At 48.3% G+C, this 17,458-nt stretch carries 18 protein-coding genes and 3 pseudogenes; 3 read left to right on the top strand and 18 right to left on the bottom strand.

Annotated elements, in window-relative coordinates; all coding sequences use genetic code 11:
* The coding region (locus BFF42_RS23890) for an IS3 family transposase (protein ID WP_033555117.1) at positions 1–257 on the bottom strand (257 nt) is incomplete at its 3' end.
* 73 nt (positions 258–330) lie between these two features.
* Here BFF42_RS23890 and BFF42_RS23895 point away from each other — a divergent pair.
* Positions 331–399: a tail fiber assembly protein gene (locus BFF42_RS23895; protein WP_226342179.1), complete on the top strand. Its 69-nt coding sequence runs from the start codon at positions 331–333 to the stop codon at positions 397–399.
* A gap of 231 nt (positions 400–630) precedes the next feature.
* Here the strand turns inward: BFF42_RS23895 and potB are convergent, their stop codons facing one another.
* Positions 631–1,494, bottom strand: a complete 864-nt coding sequence (potB, locus tag BFF42_RS23900; RefSeq protein ID WP_000799419.1) for a spermidine/putrescine ABC transporter permease PotB — start codon at positions 1,492–1,494, stop codon at positions 631–633.
* Positions 1,478–2,614: a spermidine/putrescine ABC transporter ATP-binding protein PotA gene (gene potA, locus BFF42_RS23905; RefSeq protein WP_000531601.1), complete on the bottom strand. Its 1,137-nt coding sequence runs from the start codon at positions 2,612–2,614 to the stop codon at positions 1,478–1,480. The genes potB and potA overlap by 17 nt, the downstream gene beginning before the upstream one ends.
* Positions 2,615–2,863: 249 nt before the next feature.
* Between potA and pepT the strand changes: the two genes are divergently transcribed.
* Entirely contained in the window at positions 2,864–4,090 is a 1,227-nt protein-coding gene (pepT, locus tag BFF42_RS23910; RefSeq protein WP_000359437.1) for a peptidase T, read from the top strand.
* A gap of 48 nt (positions 4,091–4,138) precedes the next feature.
* Here pepT and roxA read toward each other — a convergent pair whose 3' ends face one another.
* From roxA to rluE, 8 genes are all read right to left on the bottom strand, one after another.
* Entirely contained in the window at positions 4,139–5,260 is a 1,122-nt protein-coding gene (gene roxA, locus BFF42_RS23915; RefSeq protein WP_001295435.1) for a [50S ribosomal protein L16]-arginine 3-hydroxylase, read from the bottom strand.
* A gap of 75 nt (positions 5,261–5,335) precedes the next feature.
* Positions 5,336–6,796: a two-component system sensor histidine kinase PhoQ gene (gene phoQ, locus BFF42_RS23920; RefSeq protein ID WP_000735412.1), complete on the bottom strand. Its 1,461-nt coding sequence runs from the start codon at positions 6,794–6,796 to the stop codon at positions 5,336–5,338.
* Positions 6,796–7,467, bottom strand: coding sequence for a two-component system response regulator PhoP (gene phoP, locus BFF42_RS23925; protein ID WP_001265481.1), 672 nt, complete (start codon positions 7,465–7,467; stop codon positions 6,796–6,798). Before phoP ends, phoQ begins: the two co-directional genes overlap by 1 nt.
* A 167-nt stretch (positions 7,468–7,634) precedes the next feature.
* Positions 7,635–9,005: an adenylosuccinate lyase gene (gene purB, locus BFF42_RS23930; protein ID WP_000423729.1), complete on the bottom strand. Its 1,371-nt coding sequence runs from the start codon at positions 9,003–9,005 to the stop codon at positions 7,635–7,637.
* Between the two features lie 3 nt (positions 9,006–9,008).
* Complete coding sequence (hflD, locus tag BFF42_RS23935) at positions 9,009–9,650, bottom strand: high frequency lysogenization protein HflD (protein ID WP_004984576.1); 642 nt, start codon at positions 9,648–9,650, stop codon at positions 9,009–9,011.
* 35 nt (positions 9,651–9,685) lie between these two features.
* Positions 9,686–10,792, bottom strand: a complete 1,107-nt coding sequence (mnmA, locus tag BFF42_RS23940) for a tRNA 2-thiouridine(34) synthase MnmA (protein ID WP_001378857.1) — start codon at positions 10,790–10,792, stop codon at positions 9,686–9,688.
* Positions 10,793–10,845: 53 nt separating this feature from the next.
* Positions 10,846–11,307, bottom strand: coding sequence for a phosphatase NudJ (gene nudJ, locus BFF42_RS23945; RefSeq protein WP_000476088.1), 462 nt, complete (start codon positions 11,305–11,307; stop codon positions 10,846–10,848).
* 9 nt (positions 11,308–11,316) lie between these two features.
* On the bottom strand, positions 11,317–11,970 hold the full coding sequence (gene rluE / locus BFF42_RS23950) for a 23S rRNA pseudouridine(2457) synthase RluE (RefSeq protein WP_001248665.1): 654 nt from the start codon (positions 11,968–11,970) through the stop codon (positions 11,317–11,319).
* 171 nt (positions 11,971–12,141) lie between these two features.
* On the opposite strand from rluE, the gene icd reads away from it, so the two are divergent.
* Entirely contained in the window at positions 12,142–13,392 is a 1,251-nt protein-coding gene (gene icd / locus BFF42_RS23955; protein WP_146759075.1) for an NADP-dependent isocitrate dehydrogenase, read from the top strand.
* 67 nt (positions 13,393–13,459) lie between these two features.
* Here the strand turns inward: icd and iraM are convergent, their stop codons facing one another.
* The 7 genes and pseudogenes from iraM to BFF42_RS23985 form a co-directional block, all read right to left on the bottom strand.
* Entirely contained in the window at positions 13,460–13,780 is a 321-nt protein-coding gene (iraM, locus tag BFF42_RS23960; RefSeq protein WP_032335708.1) for an anti-adapter protein IraM, read from the bottom strand.
* A gap of 252 nt (positions 13,781–14,032) precedes the next feature.
* A complete protein-coding gene (locus tag BFF42_RS27420) occupies positions 14,033–14,077 on the bottom strand; it encodes a hypothetical protein (protein WP_194050171.1) in 45 nt (14 codons plus the stop codon).
* Between the two features lie 235 nt (positions 14,078–14,312).
* Positions 14,313–14,423, bottom strand: a complete 111-nt coding sequence (ymgL, locus tag BFF42_RS23965; protein WP_032143442.1) for a protein YmgL — start codon at positions 14,421–14,423, stop codon at positions 14,313–14,315.
* Positions 14,424–14,475: 52 nt separating this feature from the next.
* Positions 14,476–14,880, bottom strand: coding sequence for a DUF1398 domain-containing protein (locus BFF42_RS23970; RefSeq protein WP_000373106.1), 405 nt, complete (start codon positions 14,878–14,880; stop codon positions 14,476–14,478).
* 220 nt (positions 14,881–15,100) lie between these two features.
* Positions 15,101–15,831, bottom strand: a pseudogene (gene bluR / locus BFF42_RS23975) (DNA-binding transcriptional repressor BluR).
* A gap of 204 nt (positions 15,832–16,035) precedes the next feature.
* Positions 16,036–17,157: pseudogene (bluF, locus tag BFF42_RS23980) on the bottom strand (blue light-responsive regulator BluF); the annotation flags it as partial.
* A gap of 16 nt (positions 17,158–17,173) precedes the next feature.
* Positions 17,174–17,458, bottom strand: a pseudogene (locus BFF42_RS23985) (IS1-like element IS1X2 family transposase); the annotation flags it as partial.

Here is a 17,458-nt window from a genome sequence, read left to right on the forward strand (position 1 = left end):
TTTTTTAATATTTCATTCTCCATTTCAATGCGTTGTAGCTTTTTCCTCAGCTTACGTATTTCGATTTGTTCTGGTGTTATCGGAGAGGCTTTTGGTGTTTTGCCCTGACGCTCATCACGCAGTTGTTTGACCCATCTTGTCATTGTGGAAAGGCCAACATCCATAGCTTTGGCGGCATCTGCCACCGTGTATTTCTGGTCAACAACCAGTTGAGCGGATTCGCGTTTAAACTCTGCGCTAAAATTTCTTTTTTTCATTGGAGCACCTGTGTTGTTCTGAGGTGAGCATATCACCTCTGTTCAGGTGGCCAAATTCAGTGTGCCACTTCAGGTGTTGCTGAACCGTGTTGATACATCAACTGCACCTGATATTGAGTGGCCGACTTCACCTGCAGAGTAATCAACGGCGCAGGGATGATATTTTGTGCGTGAAGTGCCTCCCCGACCATTCAGATAGTCGGGGAGGGGTATTGGGGTTATACGCAATCAGTTTTAGTTAAAGACCGAAGCTCTCGAAAAATCTTTCTCCAAAACCAGAATGGAATTGATTGATTTTGATAGGATCTATAACGCCGTTACCTTAAACGGCAAAACCACTCAAAAACAAACTTAATGCATTGAATATAAATGATTAATCATCTAATTCGCTCACCTTCTTATTCAGCAAACGAGAAGCGCGCCAGTAAACCAGCAACATCAGGCCCATTACGATAGTCAGCGTAATGCTGGTGGCTGCACCAAACGGCCAGTCACGAATATTGAGGAACTGTACCTTGATGACGTTACCGATCAGCAGGTTTTTCGCACCGCCCATCAGGTCGGACACATAGAACAGGCCCATCGCTGGCAGCATCACCAGCAGACATCCGGCAATAATCCCCGGCATCGTCAGTGGAATAATGATGCGGATAAAAGTCTGTAACTTGCTGGCACCGAGATCGCGCGCCGCCTCAAGCAACGGCTTATCCAGTTTTTCGATACTGGAGTACAGCGGCATCACCATAAACGGCAGCAGAATGTAAACCAGACCGATAATCACCGCACTGGGCGTGAACATGATACGGATTGGTGTGTCGATAACGCCCAGCCAGAGCAAAAACTCGTTGAGATAGCCTTTGGTGCTGAGGAAAATTTTCAGCCCGTAGATACGAATCAATGAGTTGGTCCAGAACGGAACAATCAGCAGAAACAGCAGCAGCGGACGCACCTTGTGTGGCAGCTTCGCCAGAAACCAGGCAAATGGATAGCCCAGCACCAGGCAGGCGAGGGTGGCGATCAGCGCCATATTCAGCGAGTGCAATAGCACTTCAAAATAGAGCGGATCGAGCAGACGCGTGTAGTTATCCAGCGTCAAGACCATTTTGACGAAACTGGCGTCGTCGCGGGTCAAAAAGCTGGTGCCAATGATCATCAGGTTGGGCAGAAAGACAAACAACACAAGCCAACCGACAATAGTGACAATCACTACATTCTGGAACTTACTTGTGTTCTTCATCAGCCAGTACGACCTCCCAGCTTTCTACCCAATTAATGGCCATTTTTTGGTCGAGAGAGTGGTCAAAGTCAGGATCGTCTTCATTGAAGAATTCGCTGACCATCACCATCTTGCCATTTTCCAGTTCAACAACCGACTCCAGCGTCATGCCTTTGTAGTTACGCTCACGAACGTAACCAATCAGCCCTTCAGCGTGGTTGTCGTCGTTAATCTCTTCAACACGTAAGTCTTCCGGGCGCAGCAGAACATGCAGTTTTTGCCCCGGTTCAACGGCGAAGTTAACGTAGATATTACATTCGCGGCCTTCAACGTTGGCGCGTACGCGCTGCTCGTCGAGTCGCTCGATCACCGTGGCGTTAAACATATTAATTTCGCCAATGAAGCCGGCAACAAACAGGTTTTTCGGCTCTTCGTAGATTTCACGCGGCGTGCCGTCTTGCTCAATGCGACCCTCGCGCATCACCACAATCCTGTCTGACATGGTGAGTGCTTCTTCCTGGTCGTGAGTCACGAAGACGAATGTAATGCCAAGCTTACGCTGTAACGCTTTCAGCTCGTTCTGCATTTGCTTACGCAGTTTGTAATCCAGCGCTGAGAGCGACTCATCCAGCAACAACAGACGAGGCTTGTTAACCACCGCGCGAGCAATGGCGACGCGTTGCTGTTGACCACCAGAGAGCTGATGCGGTTTACGTTGAGCGAAGGTTTCCAGTTGCACCATCCGCAGGGCTTCCATCACGCGGGGCGTAATTTCAGCAGCGGGGGTTTTTTGCATGCGCAACCCAAAGGCCACATTTTCGAACACGGTCATGTGGGGGAAAAGTGCGTAGCTTTGGAAAACAGTGTTCACATAGCGGTTTTCCGCCGGAACGTGGGTGATGTCCTCGTTATCCAGCATGATGCGTCCGGAATCAACAGTTTCCAGACCTGCAATCAGGCGAAGAACGGTTGTTTTACCGCAGCCAGAAGGGCCAAGCAGCGTGAGGAACTCGCCATTGTTGATAGTCAGATCCAGCTGGGGAATGACCTCTTTACCATCAAAGCATTTGCGAATTCCCGCCAATTGCACCAGCGGTGAAAGCGAACTCGGTTGTTTATTCAATTTTTTACTCTGTCCCATGTAAACGCAACGGATGGCTTACCGATGCGGGGTTTGTGGTTAACCACCTTGGTGACTCTTAATGAGGGCGGTAATTCTACGGCAAACCGCTTGAATCGCCAATCTTTGTTGTGAATTACTGGCTTAGCTTTATATTCATTAAGGTAATGCTGATAAATATTCCCGCTTGCAGGGGTAAAAGTGACCTGACGCAATATTTGTCTTTTCTTGCTTCTTAATAATGTTGTCACAAAAAGTGAGGGTGACTACATGGATAAACTACTTGAGCGATTTTTGAACTACGTGTCTCTGGATACCCAATCAAAAGCAGGGGTGAGACAGGTTCCCAGCACGGAAGGCCAATGGAAGTTATTGCATCTGCTGAAAGAGCAGCTCGAAGAAATGGGGCTTATCAATGTGACCTTAAGTGAGAAGGGCACTTTGATGGCGACGTTACCGGCTAACGTCCCTGGCGATATCCCGGCGATTGGCTTTATTTCTCATGTGGATACCTCACCGGATTGCAGCGGCAAAAATGTTAATCCGCAAATTGTTGAAAACTATCGCGGTGGCGATATTGCGCTGGGTATCGGCGATGAAGTTTTATCACCGGTTATGTTCCCGGTGCTGCATCAGCTACTGGGTCAGACGTTGATTACCACCGATGGTAAAACCTTGTTAGGTGCCGATGACAAAGCAGGTATTGCAGAAATCATGACCGCGCTGGCGGTATTGCAACAGAAAAACATTCCGCATGGTGATATTCGCGTCGCCTTTACCCCGGATGAAGAAGTGGGCAAAGGGGCGAAACATTTTGATGTTGATGCCTTCGATGCCCGCTGGGCTTACACTGTTGACGGTGGTGGCGTAGGCGAACTGGAGTTTGAAAACTTCAACGCCGCATCGGTCAATATCAAAATTGTCGGTAACAATGTTCATCCGGGCACGGCGAAAGGAGTGATGGTAAATGCGCTGTCGCTGGCGGCACGTATTCATGCGGAAGTTCCGGCGGATGAAAGCCCGGAAATGACAGAAGGCTATGAAGGTTTCTATCACCTGGCGGGCATGAAAGGCACCGTTGAACGGGCCGATATGCACTACATCATCCGTGATTTCGACCGTAAACAGTTTGAAGCGCGTAAATGTAAAATGATGGAGATCGCCAAAAAAGTGGGCAAAGGGTTACATCCTGATTGCTACATTGAACTGGTGATTGAAGACAGTTACTACAATATGCGCGAGAAAGTGGTTGAGCATCCGCATATTCTCGATATCGCCCAGCAGGCGATGCGTGACTGCGATATTGAACCGGAACTGAAACCGATCCGCGGCGGTACCGACGGCGCGCAGTTGTCGTTTATGGGATTACCGTGCCCGAACTTGTTCACTGGCGGTTACAACTATCATGGTAAGCATGAGTTTGTGACTCTGGAAGGTATGGAAAAAGCGGTGCAGGTGATCGTCCGTATTGCCGAGTTAACGGCGCAACGGAAGTAAGCGAAAAGGGATGCGGCATGTGATGCCGCATCCGGCTTAAATCCAAACTTACCCTTCGAAGAACCAATACCCGCTATTGACCAGCGCCGCGAGCATCGCGAGGAATGACGGATCTTCCAGCGCATCGCCAAAATTCTCCGCAGTCAGCGCAATGTTGCTGGCGAGTGCATCCAGTGCCGGACGGTGCGGGGAATCGATCTTCTCACCATTGGCATACACGTCGTCGCCAATGCGCAATACGCGCAGACCACCCAGGCGCACCAGCACATCACCTTGTTTCAGCGCATCGTAGATTTCATCTGGCTGATAAGGCGGTTCCGGCGGCGCGATATCCAGTTCATGACGTGACTGGGATATAAACTCGCCAAACCATTGCTTAAAGTGTTCCGGCTGGTTGATCAATTCGAGCATCATCTCACGCAGTTTATCCATCTCTTGAGGCAGAACATCCGCAGGATGAGCGCGAGGTGGAACATCAGGATCGCTGTAGTAGTTGCCGCCCAGTTCACGTTGCAGCACATAATCGGCAAATCCACTAATCAGTTCCCGCGTATTTGGCGCGCGAAAGCCCACGGAATAGTTCATCGCATTTTCCAGCGCGTAGCCTTCATGCGGGAATCCTGGCGGAATATAAAGAATATCACCAGGCTCCAGCTCTTCATCGATGATGGCTTCGAACGGATCGACCTGTAACAGATCCGGATGTGGGCAGTGCTGTTTCATTTGCAGCTTTTCGCCCACTCGCCAGCGACGACGTCCGGTACCCTGAATGATAAACACGTCGTACTGATCGAGATGCGGGCCGACGCCGCCGCCAGGTACAGAAAAAGAAATCATCAGATCATCAATACGCCAGTCCGGTAGTTCACGGAACGGTCGCATCAGCGCGGCGGTCGGCTCATGCCAGTGGTTCACTGCCTGTACCAGTAATGACCAGTTGGTTTCACCGAGATGATCGTAGCTTTCGAACGGGCCGTGGCTGACCTGCCATTTGCCATCCTGGTGACTGACCAGTCGACTGTCAACTTCGCTTTCCATCGCCAGACCCGCCAACTCGTCTGGAGAGATCGGGTCAATAAAATTATTAAAGCCGCGTTTTAACACCACCGGGCGTTTCTGCCAGTGACGTTCAAGAAAATCGGGCCAGTTAAGAGTGAGTTGGTATTCCATGTTAAGCATCCACAGGCTGGTATCTGCAACCGATTATAACGGATGCTTAACGTAATGCGTGAAGTATGGACATATTTATTCATCTTTCGGCGCAGAATGCTGGCGACCAAAAATCACCTCCATCCGCGCACCGCCCAGCATGCTCTCTCCGGCGACGATTTTACCCTCATATTGCTCGGTGATTTCGCGGGCTACCGCCAGCCCTACACCTTGCCCAGGGCGTAAAGTATCAACCCGTTGACCACGGTCGAAAATGACCTCTCGCTTGCTTAATGGAATACCGGGGCCATCATCCTCGACCACAATATAGAGATGCTCGTCGGTTTGCCTTGCAGAAATTTCGACAAACTCGAGGCAATATTTACAGGCATTATCCAGCACGTTGCCCATCACCTCGACAAAATCGTTCTGCTCACCGACAAAGCTGATCTCTGGCGAAATATCGAGAGAGATATTGACCCCTTTGCGTTGATACACTTTGTTCAGCGCTGAGGTGAGATTGTCCAGCAGTGGGGCGACCGGATGCAGCTCGCGGCTGAGCAATGTCCCGCCGCGCATACTGGCACGATGCAGGTAGTAGCCAATTTGCTGTGAAATGCGGCTGATTTGCTCCAGCATTACCGGCTCAGCATCACTGACGCTCATCTTTTCACTACGCAGAGAACGCAGCGTACTTTGCAGCACCGCCAGTGGCGTTTTCAGACTATGGGTCAGGTCGGTGAGCGTCGTACGGTATTTGTCGTAACGTTCGCGTTCACTTTTTAACAATCGGTTCAGGTTTCGTACCAGACTGGTCAGTTCTCGCGTTGTGGCTGGATTGAGCAATTCGCGGTTATGTTCTTCCAGTTCGCGGACTTCTTTTGCCAGGGCTTCGATGGGGCGTAAACTCCACCAGGCGGCGACCCACAGCAGCGGGATCACTAACAGCAGATTGGCTGAGAGCACATAGATAAACCAGCTCCAGACCATATAGGAACTTTTTAGCTCCACCGGAATGGTATCCACCACCACAATGGTTAATTTTGGCATCCGCGATGTTGCCGGGTAGACGTTTACTGCCACCGAGTGGGTCATCTCCGCGTCGTCATCATCTTCCCGCACTTCCTGCAACTGTTGCTGTATCGAATGATCTCCACTCAGCAAGAGGCTGGTATCGTTAACATCCGCTTCAATTTCATGAAAACCATTCGATTTCAGCCAGTCAGGCTGGATCATCTTCATCAGCCAGGGCACGTCACGTTGCGCCCATAAAAGCTGCCCGTTCTCATCATAAATTAGCGTCATGGTGGGGCTTTGCTTGTCGATATTTTCGGGTAACTCGACATGCAACTTATTGTTTTCCCACTTCGCAAGGGTATAGAACAGATTGCTCTCGCCACGTAACAGCCGAAACGTAGTTTTATCGAAACTGACGCTATAACCGATCAGCGCGACCATTCCGTAGGCAAGCGAAAGCACCAGTACTACCGCAGCCGTTGCCAACAGAAAACGTACCCGCAGCGAGAGCGGGAAAAAAAGACGCAGTAATTTTTTCATCAGCGCAATTCGAACAAATAGCCCTGGCCGCGAACGGTAGTAATCACTTCTTGCGGATATTGTGCCTGAATTTTTTTGCGCAGACGTCCCATCAGTACATCAATGGTATGGCTTTCCCGCAGCTCCGCATCCGGATAGAGTTGGAGCATTAACGAATCTTTGCTCACCACTTTGCCATTATTGCGTATCAACGTTTCCATAATGGTGTATTCGAACGCGGTCAGTTTGATCACTTCGTCATTAATAGATAATTCACGGCGAGAGAGATCAACCTGAAACGGTGGTAGCGAAATGACCTGTGAAGCCAGACCGCTATTACGCCGCATTAATGCCTGCATTCGCGCCATCACCTCTTCAATATGAAATGGTTTAGTCACGTAATCATCAGCACCAGCACTTAATACTTCGACTTTGTCCTGCCAGCTTTCACGGGCGGTTAATACCAGAATCGGCAGTGAAACATCATTGCTACGCCAGCGGCGAATCAGTGACAGACCGTCCTCGTCTGGCAATCCGAGATCGACAATCGCAATATCCGGTAAATGTTCATTGAGATAATAATCGGCTTCTTTGGCATCTTCTGCATCATCGACCTGATGACCAGCATCCTGAATCTGAACTTTAAGGTGGTGACGTAACAACGCATTGTCTTCAACAACCAGTACGCGCATTTTTATTTCTCCCTGTCTTAATTATTAAAATAGTGTAACGCGATTATGTGGTTATGGGGGTAAACATTAAATAAACCAGCGGGGAGGGGAGGTAAAGTGAAAAAATAAAAAGCGGATAATCTTAATAAGCAGGCCGGACAGCATCGCCATCCGGCACTGATACGAGTTTATTTCAGCTCATCAACCATGGTGATGGCGCGACCAATGTAGTTTGCCGGCGTCATCGCTTTCAGGCGGGCTTTCTCTTCTTCTGGCAACGCCAGACCGTCGATAAACTGCTTCATGCCTTCGGCGTCAACGCGCTTACCACGAGTCAGCTCTTTCAGCTTCTCGTACGGTTTTTCGATGCCATAGCGACGCATAACTGTCTGGATTGGCTCCGCCAGCACTTCCCAGTTGTGATCCAGCTCATCCAGCAGATGGTCACGGTTCACTTCCAGTTTGCTCACGCCTTTCAGGGTGGATTGATACGCAATCAGCGCATAACCGATACCCACGCCGAGGTTACGCAGCACGGTGGAGTCGGTCAGGTCACGCTGCCAGCGGGAAACCGGCAGTTTGCTTGCCAGATGCTGTAATACCGCGTTGGAAAGGCCCAGATTCCCTTCGGAGTTCTCGAAGTCGATCGGGTTAACTTTATGCGGCATGGTGGAAGAACCAATCTCACCAGCAATGGTTTTCTGTTTGAAGTGGTTAAGGGCGATATAACCCCAGACGTCACGGTCAAAGTCGATCAGAATGGTGTTGAAGCGCGCAACGCAATCAAACAGTTCGGCAATGTAGTCGTGCGGTTCAATCTGGGTAGTGTACGGGTTCCACTGAATACCCAGCGAGGTGACGAACTCTTCGCTGAACTGATGCCAGTCAACTTCCGGGTAAGCGGCGATGTGGGCGTTATAGTTACCGACCGCGCCGTTGATTTTGCCGAGGATCTCCACCTGGTTAAGCTGGCGGTACTGGCGCTCCATACGGTAGGCGACGTTTGCCATCTCTTTACCGATGGTTGACGGCGTGGCTGGCTGACCGTGGGTACGAGACAGCAGCGGGATATCGCGGTACTGAACGGCGAGATCTTTAATGCCATCAATCAGTTGACGCCAGTACGGCAGGATCACTTCATCACGCGCGGTTTTCAGCATTAATGCGTGGGAGAGGTTATTGATATCTTCCGAAGTACAGGCAAAGTGGATGAATTCAGAAACCGCGTGCAGTTCCGGGATCTCCGCCACTTTTTCTTTCAGGAAATACTCAACCGCTTTAACGTCGTGGTTAGTGGTACGCTCGATGGTTTTGATGCGTGCGGCATCTTCTTCGCTGAAATTGGCGACAATTGCATCAAGGTAACCGATTGCGTCGGCAGCAAAAGCAGGAACTTCCTTGATCGCTGCGTGCGCGGCCAGTTTTTGCAGCCAACGTACTTCAACTTGTACACGGAATTTCAGCAAACCATATTCGCTGAAAATCCCGCGCAGCGCGCTGACTTTATCGCCGTAGCGTCCATCGACAGGGGAAACGGCGGTCAGTGAGGATAATTCCATAGATCACAACTCCGGGGTTAAATGAGCAAGAATTTGTTTTGCCTGAGTGGTCAGGCGATTACGAGAAAACATCAGTTGCAGACGTCCGCCGCCGACCTGGTGCCAGAGCACGGCGGCGCGAATGCCTGCCAGCAGGGTTGCGCGAACTTTCGCCGGCACTTGTGGGCTTTGCAGTACAGCAGGGGAACCGGTGACCTGAATGCGCGGGCCAAGCGGGCTGATCACATCAACATAGATAGCAGCCATCGCGCTCATCAGCGTTTCGGACTGTAAATCGAAGTGTTCGAGCTGGCGTTGCAGGCCGTTGATCCGGTTGCCCAGAGTGTCGAGCGCGCCTTTCGCTGAGGAGAGTTTGCGCTCAAGCACCATCAAGCTGAGTGTGTAGCGGGTTAATTCGGCGTTTAAGCCCTGGCGACTGCTGGCATTGAGCACGCCGAGCAGGGTTTCCAGCCCGACGCGCAGGTTGGCTTCGCTACCGCCAAAAACCGCCAGCGTCGAGCTGGGGTTCATATCAATAATACTGTTGAGTGAGACGTGTAGCGCATCGGCATCACAATGCCCCTGGTGAGCGAGTTGTTGCACCAGGCGTGCCGACTGACAAATACCGGCCAGGGCGAGGGTGATGTCATAGTAATTCTTTGCCACGTTCACTGCTTCCTTGTTTTAAGTAAAGATAATAATCAGACCGGCAGCGGCAGACGCTGCTCAATAATACCGCCACCGAGGCACACTTCACCGTTATAGAAGACGGCAGACTGGCCCGGCGTCACGGCGGCAACCGGTTCATCGAAAATCACTTCAATGCGATCATCGTCCAGCGCCTTGACGGTGCAAGGGATATCGGTCTGGCGATAGCGGGTTTTTACCGTGCAACGCATAGTACCGGTGAATGGTTCGCGATCGACCCAGTGCAACTGCTGGGCAATCAACCCGACAGACATCAGCCGCGGGTGTTCATGGCCCTGCGCAACAACCAGAATGTTGTTTTCGACGTCTTTGTCCACCACATACCACGGTTCTTCGGTGCCTTCTTTGGTGCCACCGATACCCAGACCTTTACGCTGACCGAGAGTGTGATACATCAGCCCCTGGTGCTCACCAATTTCATCGCCATCGACGGTAATGATTTTGCCCGGTTGCGCCGGGAGATAACGGCCCAGGAACTCGCGGAATTTACGTTCGCCAATGAAGCAAATGCCGGTAGAGTCTTTTTTCTTCGCGGTGACCAGACCAAGATCTTCAGCAATCTTACGCACCTGCGGTTTTTCCAGTTCGCCGACCGGGAACAGGCTTTGCGCAATCTGCTCATGGCTGAGCGTATAAAGGAAGTAGCTCTGGTCTTTATTGCTGTCCAGACCACGCAGCAGGCGGCTCTTGCCATCGACATCGGCCCGACGTACGTAATGACCGGTAGCGATATAATCGGCACCTAAATCTTCGGCGGCAAATTCGAGGAAAGCTTTAAATTTGATCTCTTTGTTGCACAGAATATCCGGATTCGGCGTGCGACCGGCTTTATATTCGGCAAGGAACAGTTCGAAGACGTTGTTCCAGTACTCGGCAGCAAAGTTAACGGTGTGCAGTTCAATGCCGAGCTTGTCGCAGACAGCCTGGGCATCAGCCAGATCCGCTGCCGCTGTGCAATATTCCTCACCGTCGTCTTCTTCCCAGTTCTTCATAAACAGGCCTTCAACCTGATATCCCTGTTGTTGCAACAGCCAGGCAGAAACGGAGGAATCGACACCGCCGGACATGCCGACGATTACTTTTTTTGCGGTTTCAGACATTGGATCACTCACGACATTGAACTTCAAGGCGGCGTATTCTATCACGCAGCCTTTTAGATGACACCCTTTGTAAAAGGCCAGTTAAAATCGCCAATCATCTCCAGCGGATAGCGTTGCTCGCTTTGATAACAACGGATACTTTCCGCCACCAGCGGCGAACGAAGATTTGACGCCTTTAAAATTTCTTCGGCGCTGACCCAACGACAGCAGTCGATATCGCTGTCATGAGGCTGGGTCGGGCATATTTGCTCAAGCTCAATGGCAAAGAGGAAACGCAAAAACGGCGTTTTATCTGGCGCAATCCACTGATGCATACGAATAAAGTGTTGCGGTTGCGCGCTGATGCCGGTTTCTTCCCATAGCTCACGGGCGGCAGCTTCCACTAAGGTTTCATCGGCTTCCAGATGCCCGGCAGGTTGGTTCCATAACGCTTTACCATTAATCGTCTCTTCAACGACTAAAAATTTACCCTCTGCGTGCACTACGCAAGCAACGGTAACGTGCGGTTTAAACATTGTGCATCCTTATTCTGTTGCTTCTCGCCATTCGCCATTGGCAAGGTTATCCAAAGTGTAATCACCCATCGCATAACGAATCAGTCGCAGCGTGGGGAAACCAACATGGGCGGTCATGCGGCGCACCTGGCGATTACGTCCTTCATATAAGGTGATCTTCAGCCAGCTGGTGGGAATACTTTTGCGTTCACGAATTGGTGGATTCCGCGGCCATAACCACGCTGGTTCGTCAACCAGCTCCGCGCCGGCGGGCAGGGTAGGGCCATCATTTAAGGTTACGCCATTGCGCAAGGCTTCAAGTGCGTCTTGTGTGGGAATACCTTCCACCTGCACATAATAGATTTTCCCGGTGCGTTTGCCCGGCTGGGTTAAACGCGCCTGCAACGCGCCGTTATTGGTCAGCACCAGTAACCCTTCGCTATCGCGGTCAAGACGACCTGCTGCATAAACGCCCTGAACCGGGATGAATTCTTTTAATGTTTTGCGTCCGGCTTCATCGGTGAACTGCGGAAGAACATCGTAGGGTTTATTGAACAGGATCACACGCGTGGGCTGGTTTTCAGGTTTACGCCTGGTAGAACGTTGCGAGCTGAATCGCTTAACCAGGTGATTTCTAAAAGAAGTTTTTTGCATGGTATTTTCAGAGATTATGAATTGCCGCATTATAGCCTAATAACGCGCATCTTTCATGACGGCAAACAATAGGGTAGTATTGACAAGCCAATTACAAATCATTAACAAAAAATTGCTCTAAAGCATCCGTATCGCAGGACGCAAACGCATATGCAACGTGGTGGCAGACGAGCAAACCAGTAGCGCTCGAAGGAGAGGTGAATGGAAAGTAAAGTAGTTGTTCCGGCACAAGGCAAGAAGATCACCCTGCAAAACGGCAAACTCAACGTTCCTGAAAATCCGATTATCCCTTACATTGAAGGTGATGGAATCGGTGTAGATGTAACCCCAGCCATGCTGAAAGTGGTCGACGCTGCAGTCGAGAAAGCCTATAAAGGCGAGCGTAAAATCTCCTGGATGGAAATTTACACCGGTGAAAAATCCACACAGGTTTATGGTCAGGATGTCTGGCTGCCTGCTGAAACCCTTGATCTGATTCGTGAATATCGCGTTGCCATTAAAGGTCCGCTGACCACTCCTGTTGGTGGCGGTATTCGCTCTCTGAACGTTGCCCTGCGCCAGGAACTGGATCTCTACATCTGCCTGCGTCCGGTACGTTACTATCAGGGCACTCCAAGCCCGGTTAAACACCCTGAACTGACCGATATGGTTATCTTCCGTGAAAACTCGGAAGACATTTATGCGGGTATCGAATGGAAAGCAGACTCTGCCGGCGCCGAGAAAGTGATTAAATTCCTGCGTGAAGAGATGGGGGTGAAGAAAATTCGCTTCCCGGAACATTGTGGTATCGGTATTAAGCCGTGTTCGGAAGAAGGCACCAAACGTCTGGTTCGTGCAGCGATCGAATACGCAATTGCTAACGATCGTGACTCTGTGACTCTGGTGCACAAAGGCAACATCATGAAGTTCACCGAAGGCGCGTTTAAAGACTGGGGCTACCAGCTGGCGCGTGAAGAGTTTGGCGGTGAACTGATCGACGGCGGCCCGTGGCTGAAAGTTAAAAACCCGAACACCGGCAAAGAGATCGTCATTAAAGACGTGATTGCTGATGCATTCCTGCAACAGATCCTGCTGCGTCCGGCTGAATATGATGTTATCGCCTGTATGAACCTGAACGGTGACTACATTTCTGACGCCCTGGCAGCGCAGGTTGGCGGTATCGGTATCGCCCCTGGAGCAAACATCGGTGACGAATGCGCCCTGTTTGAAGCCACCCACGGTACTGCGCCGAAATACGCCGGTCAGGACAAAGTAAATCCAGGCTCTATCATCCTCTCCGCTGAGATGATGCTGCGCCATATGGGGTGGACTGAAGCGGCTGATTTAATTGTTAAAGGTATGGAAGGTGCTATCAACGCGAAAACCGTAACTTATGACTTTGAACGTCTGATGGAAGGCGCTAAGCTGCTGAAATGTTCAGAGTTTGGTGAAGCGATCATCGAAAACATGTAATCTCTCCATGAGTTAAATATTGAAACGGGCGTATAACACGCCCGTTGTTTTATTTATGTGGATATTATTAATAGCATATCGAGCATATTTTTATAATGCAACTATTATGTAAACATTTATTTGTTATTTTGCTTTCTCCTGGAGGACACTCTTGACTGCTTTTGAGTAAACTCCATAAATTCTTGTTGAATGGTGCAATGTTATAAATAGTAATAGGATATTCTTTTTCCTGAAGGATAATACCAAGCTTAACCGGTGTAAATATACTTCCAGGAGGAAGAAATATAGTAGATTGATACCAGATGATCATTTTCATATCACCCCATATGGCTGAAAAAGATATGCCGCATGTAGGTTGAATTACCGTGTCAATTACTACCCACTTCATTTGTTATGTCTTATCCCACGGTATTTAATATAGTTCATTTGGATGTTCATTTCTTTATTTTGCATATGAGTATATTACCCCTTCAAAAAATAAATTAATTAAAACGATTGCTTATATAAAACAAAATTTAAAGCAAGGAATCTCAATGGATGTTAAACAAAATGAGATTTAGTGAAAACAATAAATTATTCACTTCGTTTTAGATTTGTTTAGCTATAATGTTATACATTCAAATGACTGAACATCCTGTAATTAAAACATAACCTTTATGCTACTTGGTGCCAATTTGCTAAACATTATGGTTGCCTTTTTATATAACGATAATAATGAATATAAACATGACATGAGAATAAGGTTTCAATTTTTGAGTTATATAGGAAAGGTTTAACCTGTTCCTGGCTAAAATACGTATAACTGGATGATGAATAAACCAAAACACATGTGCGTTAAGTATTGAAACGGGCGTATGGCACACCCGTTGTTTTTATAAATATATTAACCGTTATAAAATAACGAATAGAAAGTCAAGTGATCACATTTCAAATATCAATTTGATAGTATTGGCCTGGTGATTATTTATGGGTAGCAATAAAAGGACAGTATTTATCATCCATAGGGATAGTCTCTGTACTTTTATTCCCATTATGCTAATGCCTTACTGAATTATGAAGCATTTCTTAAGCATCCAACTTTAGCTAGATTAATGGTTTATTATTTTCTACATCTTCAATATATAAAAGCGTATTATCAATGGCGTAGTAACTGCGTTTGTTATGATTAACATCAGTAACCCAACGGAAAACGCCCGCGCCTGCCAGTGTTGAACAGTATTCCCGAAATGTAGATTTTCCGTAAATATGAAGCAATGCGGCCTCTTTTATTTTAGCAGGGTTCTTGGTCGTACTAACTTTTAACAGGTTCCTGGTTCCTCTTAATAACAAAACCGTGTCATCGTGAGTAATAATTCTGATGTTATCCGTAGCCAGATAATAAATGTAATGTGCAATACGGTGATGTTTTAATTCTGAATAAAACCAGGAGAAGTTTTGCTCTTTTCTCACTTGCTCAAACATCTTTTGAAAAACAACGACCTGATCCATCAGGATAATAACCTCTTGTTAGTTGTGAGACTGCGTAGTGTGCACGATCGGTTTTACCACTTCAATCTGGTCTGTCCTTTGGCTGTGATATGTACAGAGTGTGATAGAGGGATTACCTGAATTCTCCCGGTGAGCATTTTGCAACGGATCAGCTCCGGTACAAATGCTGTTGTGGGTTCAGATTATAACATTCTGTCTAAGGGGCGGGATAAAGGTGAAATTAGGGGGCATGAAAGATGACTTTATAACCTTGCTCACCCCAGTGTTGTAAAAGTTCGTTTTGCCTTCTCGTTGGTGCCATGCCTGTCCAGACAATCAATGTTTGCGTCGGGAACAGTTCCGGGCGCGGCGATTCAATGGGATCAGCAAGAACAGAAATGTGCCATCCTGACAATGATAAACGCCATGCTTCCAGCCACAATCGTGCTCTCTCTTCAACATTCCACGCCATCAGAATGGCTTCTTTACCGGGCTTACGGCGCATTTCGAAAAGCGAGGTTGCTGCGTATTCAATTAATGCGCGTCAAACATACTGCTCATAATGCGGGAGGTGTTGTGATCAAGCACGAGACGCTGGCGAACAGGAAGGTAAACATGATTAATCAATTGATCTACTGGGTACTCTCGACCCAGTGAAATAATTCTCGCGCGTAGTTTGGCAGGATTAGCCATGCGAAGAATTGACATCATCTCTTCTTGCAGGCGGCTCCAGTCATCTTCCGTATCCTGGCTGGTGGTTTCCAGTAATGCTTTAACTTTGCCTACAGGGACGCCATTACTTATCCAACGCTTGATCTCTTCGATGCGTTGTATGTCTTCTTCATCAAAGAGTCGGTGTCCGCCTTCACTGCGCTGTGGTTTTAACAAACCGTAGCGGCGTTGCCAGGCCCGGAGAGTGACAGGATTAATCCCGCAACGTTCAGCAACATCACCAATGCTGTAATAAGCCACAATTCCTCCTTGCGGTCACAAATCTCCGTCGCCTGTACACGACCCAATAATACTTTGTACAATATACGCTAAAATTGTACAAAGTATAAATAAGATTTCAGCTAAATTGGATGAAACATTATTTTTAATGTGGATTAAATTTAAACGTAACGTATTCATTTTCACGATGATTTACTGAAATCATGTGAAAGAATGTGCTGAAAATTATTTTTTCTCTGGCCACGCTATGGAAGGGATACCATTCAATTTAGCTTTAGCAAACAGATCTCCCTGAAACATCTCAATTCCTGCGGATTCAAGCCACATCCACTCTTCTGGTGTTGCCACGCCCATAGCACTGACTTGAATTTCAAGTGATGTACAGCATTTTATGATCGCCTGAATAATTGCCTGCCGTGGCCCACTTTTATGAACATTGGTAATCAATTCCTGACTGATTTTAATTCTGTCAGGCTGGAAGCGTGACAGGAGTAACAAACCAGCAAAACCTGCGCCAAAATGATCAATTGCTACACTGATACCAGCAGCCTTTAGCGATTTAATCGCTTCGGCAAACTCATCAAACCGAGATATGACTTCACTTTCAGTAAATTCAACGATGATTTGTTCAGGCACCAGAGCATTGGCCTTTATTTCATTAAGTAAAAAAGAGACTGCGTCAGGTTCGTTAACCAGGGTCATAGGTAATAGATTGATTGAAATCATTTTATCACCGAGCTCAAGTGCGTGTGCCATCGTGAATGCAAGCGCCTTACTTTTGAGATCCGCTGTGTAGATTTCCCCGTATTTACGCTGCCCAACCGCTATGGCTGATGGGCTATCTTCATTTTTTTGCACAATGGCTTCAAAAGCGATTATCCGCCGCGATAAGGGATCGACAATAGGATGAAAGGCAAAGTGGTCGTTTATAGTTGGTGAAAGGGCACAGGAATCAAGTTCTTTATCAGATCCGTCAGCGATAAAAAGCCAGGAGTCTTCGGCAGGGATCTCGAAATAGGTTGATTGTTCGGTTGCAAGGACAAAAGTACGAAAAAATTGTAGCGCTCTGTCATCATAAGTTAGCTGAAATTTTGATGTGCCTTTGTCGAATACGGCCTGTAAAACGTCATCTCGCTCGTGCAGGCGCAAATCAAATAATTCCATTCCCGCTTTGCCAAAACGGCGAGCAGGCGCGTAATCGCACAGCAGCTCAACAATATTATAGTGCCGTGGATCCTGGCATATAGCCCGATATATCATTTTAACCTGTTCTTCCGGACCTTCCAGAAGCTGGAAAAAATGAGAACCATTAAACAGTAAGATCCCTGTTACGTCAGACTGCATGTTCGGTAATGACTCCAACTTACTGATAGTGTTTTATGTTCAGATAATGCCCGATGACCTTGTCATGCAGCTCCACCGATTTTGAGAACGACAGTGACTTCCGTCCCAGCCTTGCCAGATGTTGTCTCAGATTCAGATTATGTCGCTCAATGCGCTGAGTGTAACGCTTGCTGATAACGTGCAGCTTTCCCTTCAGGCGTGATTCATACAGCGGCCAGCCATCCGTCATCCATACCACGACCTCAAAGGCCGACAGCAGGCTCAGAAGACGCTCCAGTGTGGCCAGAGTGCGTTCACCGAAGAC

The sequence above is a fragment of the Shigella sp. FC1661 genome (assembly GCF_001712525.1).
GTDB lineage: Bacteria > Pseudomonadota > Gammaproteobacteria > Enterobacterales > Enterobacteriaceae > Escherichia > Escherichia coli.